Here is a 2,643-nt window from a genome sequence, read left to right on the forward strand (position 1 = left end):
CGACGGTAGCCAGCACGTCCCACTTCTCGCAGATCTTCATGAAGGCATCGACGTTGTGCGGCTCGACCACAGCCATCATCCGTTCCTGCGACTCGCTCATCAAGATTTCTTCAGGGCTGAGCGTGGAGTCCCGCAGCGGGACGAGGTCGAGGTCGACGTGCATGCCGCCGTCACCGGCGGAGGCGAGCTCGGAGGTCGCGCACGAGATGCCGGCACCGCCGAGGTCCTGGATGCCTACGACCAGGTCGGCGGCATAGAGCTCGAGCGAGCACTCGATGAGCAGCTTCTCCATGAACGGGTCGCCGACCTGCACGGCCGGTCGCTTCGTGGGGCCGGTCGACTCGAAGGTCTCCGAGGCAAGGACCGACACGCCACCGATGCCGTCGCCGCCGGTGCGCGCGCCGAACAGGATCACCAGGTTGCCCTCGCCGGAGGCGTGCGCGAGCTTGATCCCCGAGCCGTCCGGACCCGGCTTCAGGATCCCCACACACAGCGCATTGACGAGCGGGTTGCCCGCATAGCTCGCGTCGAACACGACCTCGCCACCGATGTTGGGAAGGCCGAGGCAGTTGCCGTAGCCACCGACACCGGCGACCACGCCGGGCAGCACGCGCTTGGTGTCATCGGCGTCGGCCGGGCCGAAGCGCAGCGGGTCCATGACGCCGATCGGGCGGGCACCCATCGTGAGCACGTCACGCACGATCCCGCCCACCCCCGTGGCCGCGCCCTGGTAGGGCTCGACGTAGGACGGGTGGTTGTGCGACTCCACCTTGAAGACCGCGGCCCAGCCACCACCGATGTCGACGACACCGGCGTTCTCACCGACACCGACCAGCAGCGCATCGGTCTGTGGTGCCTTGTCGCCGAACTGGCGCAGGTGGACCTTTGAGGACTTGTAGGAGCAGTGCTCGCTCCACATCACGCTGTACATCGCCAGCTCGCTGGACGTGGGCCGGCGGCCGAGGATCTCGCGGATGCGGGCATACTCGTCGTCCTTGAGACCGAGCTCGCGGTACGGCTGCGGCGCGTCGGGCGCCTCGGTGGCCGCGCCGACTGTGTCGACGTTGAAGGCGGCGCCGACGCTCATGCGTTCACCAGCGACTTCAGCACCGACGTGAAGAAGCCCAGTCCGTCTGTCGTGGGGCCGGTCAGGGACTCGACCGCGTGCTCCGGGTGGGGCATCAGCCCGACGACCCTGCCGTCGGCGGAGGCAATGCCGGCGATGTCGCGGTAGGAGCCGTTCGGGTTGCCCTCGAGGTAGCGCGCGACGACGCGGCCGTCGCCCTCGAGCTCGTCGAGCACCGACTCCGACGCGACGAAGCCGCCCTCGCCGTTCTTCAGCGGCACGACGATCTCCTGGCCGGCCTGGTAGTCGGCGGTCCACGTGGTGGAGCTCGACTCGATGCGCAGCTTCTGGTCGCGGCATACGAACCGGCGTACGTCGTTGCGGATCAGCGCGCCGGGGAGCAGGTGCGCCTCGCAGAGGATCTGAAAGCCGTTGCAGATGCCTAGGACCGGGAGGCCGGAGCCCGCGGCGCGCACGACCTCGCTCATCACCGGTGCGAACCGGGCGATCGCGCCGCAGCGCAGGTAGTCGCCGTAGGAGAAGCCGCCCGGGAGGATGACGGCGTCGACCGAGTGCAGGTCTGCATCGCCGTGCCAGAGGGCGACCGGCTCGCCCCCGGCGATCCGCACCGCGCGGCGGGCGTCGCCGTCGTCGAGCGAGCCGGGGAAGGTGACGACGCCGATCCTCACGCCGTGGCTCCCGCGTCCGCGTGCACGACGTAGTCCTCGATCACGGGGTTGGACAGCAGCGTCCGGGCCGCCTCCTCGACGGCGGCGAGCCGCTCGGGGGTCAGGGCACCGTCGAGCTCGAGCTCGAAACGCTTGCCCTGCCGCACGGAGGTCACCCCCTGGAAGCCCAGGCGGGGCAGGGCGCCCGCGATGGCGGACCCCTGCGGGTCGAGGATCTCTGGCTTCAGCATGACGTCGACGACGACGCGAGGCACGGTCGCTCCAGCGGTCGGGGGTGGTCGGCGGGGCCAGTCTACCGAGCGGGCGGTGCACGCCCTATCGGCGCGCGATGTTGGCCGTGCGGCAGCTGACCCGGGGCGGCGTCGAGGTCAACACCGGGCAGGGGGACCTGGACTTCTGCTGCTACCCCTACCCGCTAACGCTGGCACATCGGGGGCCATCGGGCGCAGAGTGAGCGGGTGGAGATGCTGGACTCGCGCGTCGAGCTCCTCGACGTGCGCTCCGACGTCGTGCCGCCCGGGCACGAGCTGCTCGACGCCGCGACCGACGAGGCCGAGGAGACCGACACCTTCGCCGCCTACGTCGAGGCGCACGGTGCCGAGCTCGTACGCCTGGCCGCGGCCGTGCTCCCGGACCCGGCACCGTCCGGCCGGGTTGTCGTCGCCGCGCTCGCCCGGGTGCACCGGAACTGGCGCGAGCTGACCGACGCGGGCCGGGACCCCCACCTGGAGGTGGTGCGCGAGGTCTGCCGCCGGCTCCCCCGCGAGGACGAGGAGGACTGGACGCTCCGGGCGCACCCGGGCGGCTCGCCGGCCCGCGATGCGCTGTGGCGGATGATGCCGCGCGACCGGCTCGCTGGGGCGCTCCAGCACCTGCTGGGCCTCGACG

Annotated in this window: 4 protein-coding genes; 1 reads left to right on the forward strand and 3 read right to left on the reverse strand. The window is 71.2% G+C overall.

The window, feature by feature from the left end:
• The 3 genes from JWN97_RS18050 to purS form a co-directional block, all read right to left on the reverse strand.
• Positions 1–1,087: AIR synthase-related protein (locus JWN97_RS18050; RefSeq protein WP_297625950.1), on the reverse strand; the 1,087-nt coding region annotated here is incomplete at its 3' end.
• On the reverse strand, positions 1,084–1,755 hold the full coding sequence (gene purQ, locus JWN97_RS18055) for a phosphoribosylformylglycinamidine synthase subunit PurQ (RefSeq protein WP_297625953.1): 672 nt from the start codon (positions 1,753–1,755) through the stop codon (positions 1,084–1,086). The genes JWN97_RS18050 and purQ, both read right to left, overlap by 4 nt.
• The gene (purS, locus tag JWN97_RS18060; RefSeq protein WP_297625956.1) at positions 1,752–2,009 is read right to left on the reverse strand and encodes a phosphoribosylformylglycinamidine synthase subunit PurS; all 258 of its coding nucleotides are present in this window, start codon (positions 2,007–2,009) and stop codon (positions 1,752–1,754) included. Before purS ends, purQ begins: the two co-directional genes overlap by 4 nt.
• Before the next feature lie 204 nt (positions 2,010–2,213).
• On the opposite strand from purS, the gene JWN97_RS18065 reads away from it, so the two are divergent.
• The coding region (locus JWN97_RS18065; RefSeq protein ID WP_297625959.1) for a hypothetical protein at positions 2,214–2,643 on the forward strand (430 nt) is incomplete at its 3' end.

The organism is Nocardioides sp., from assembly GCF_025965415.1.
Classification (GTDB): domain Bacteria; phylum Actinomycetota; class Actinomycetes; order Propionibacteriales; family Nocardioidaceae; genus Nocardioides.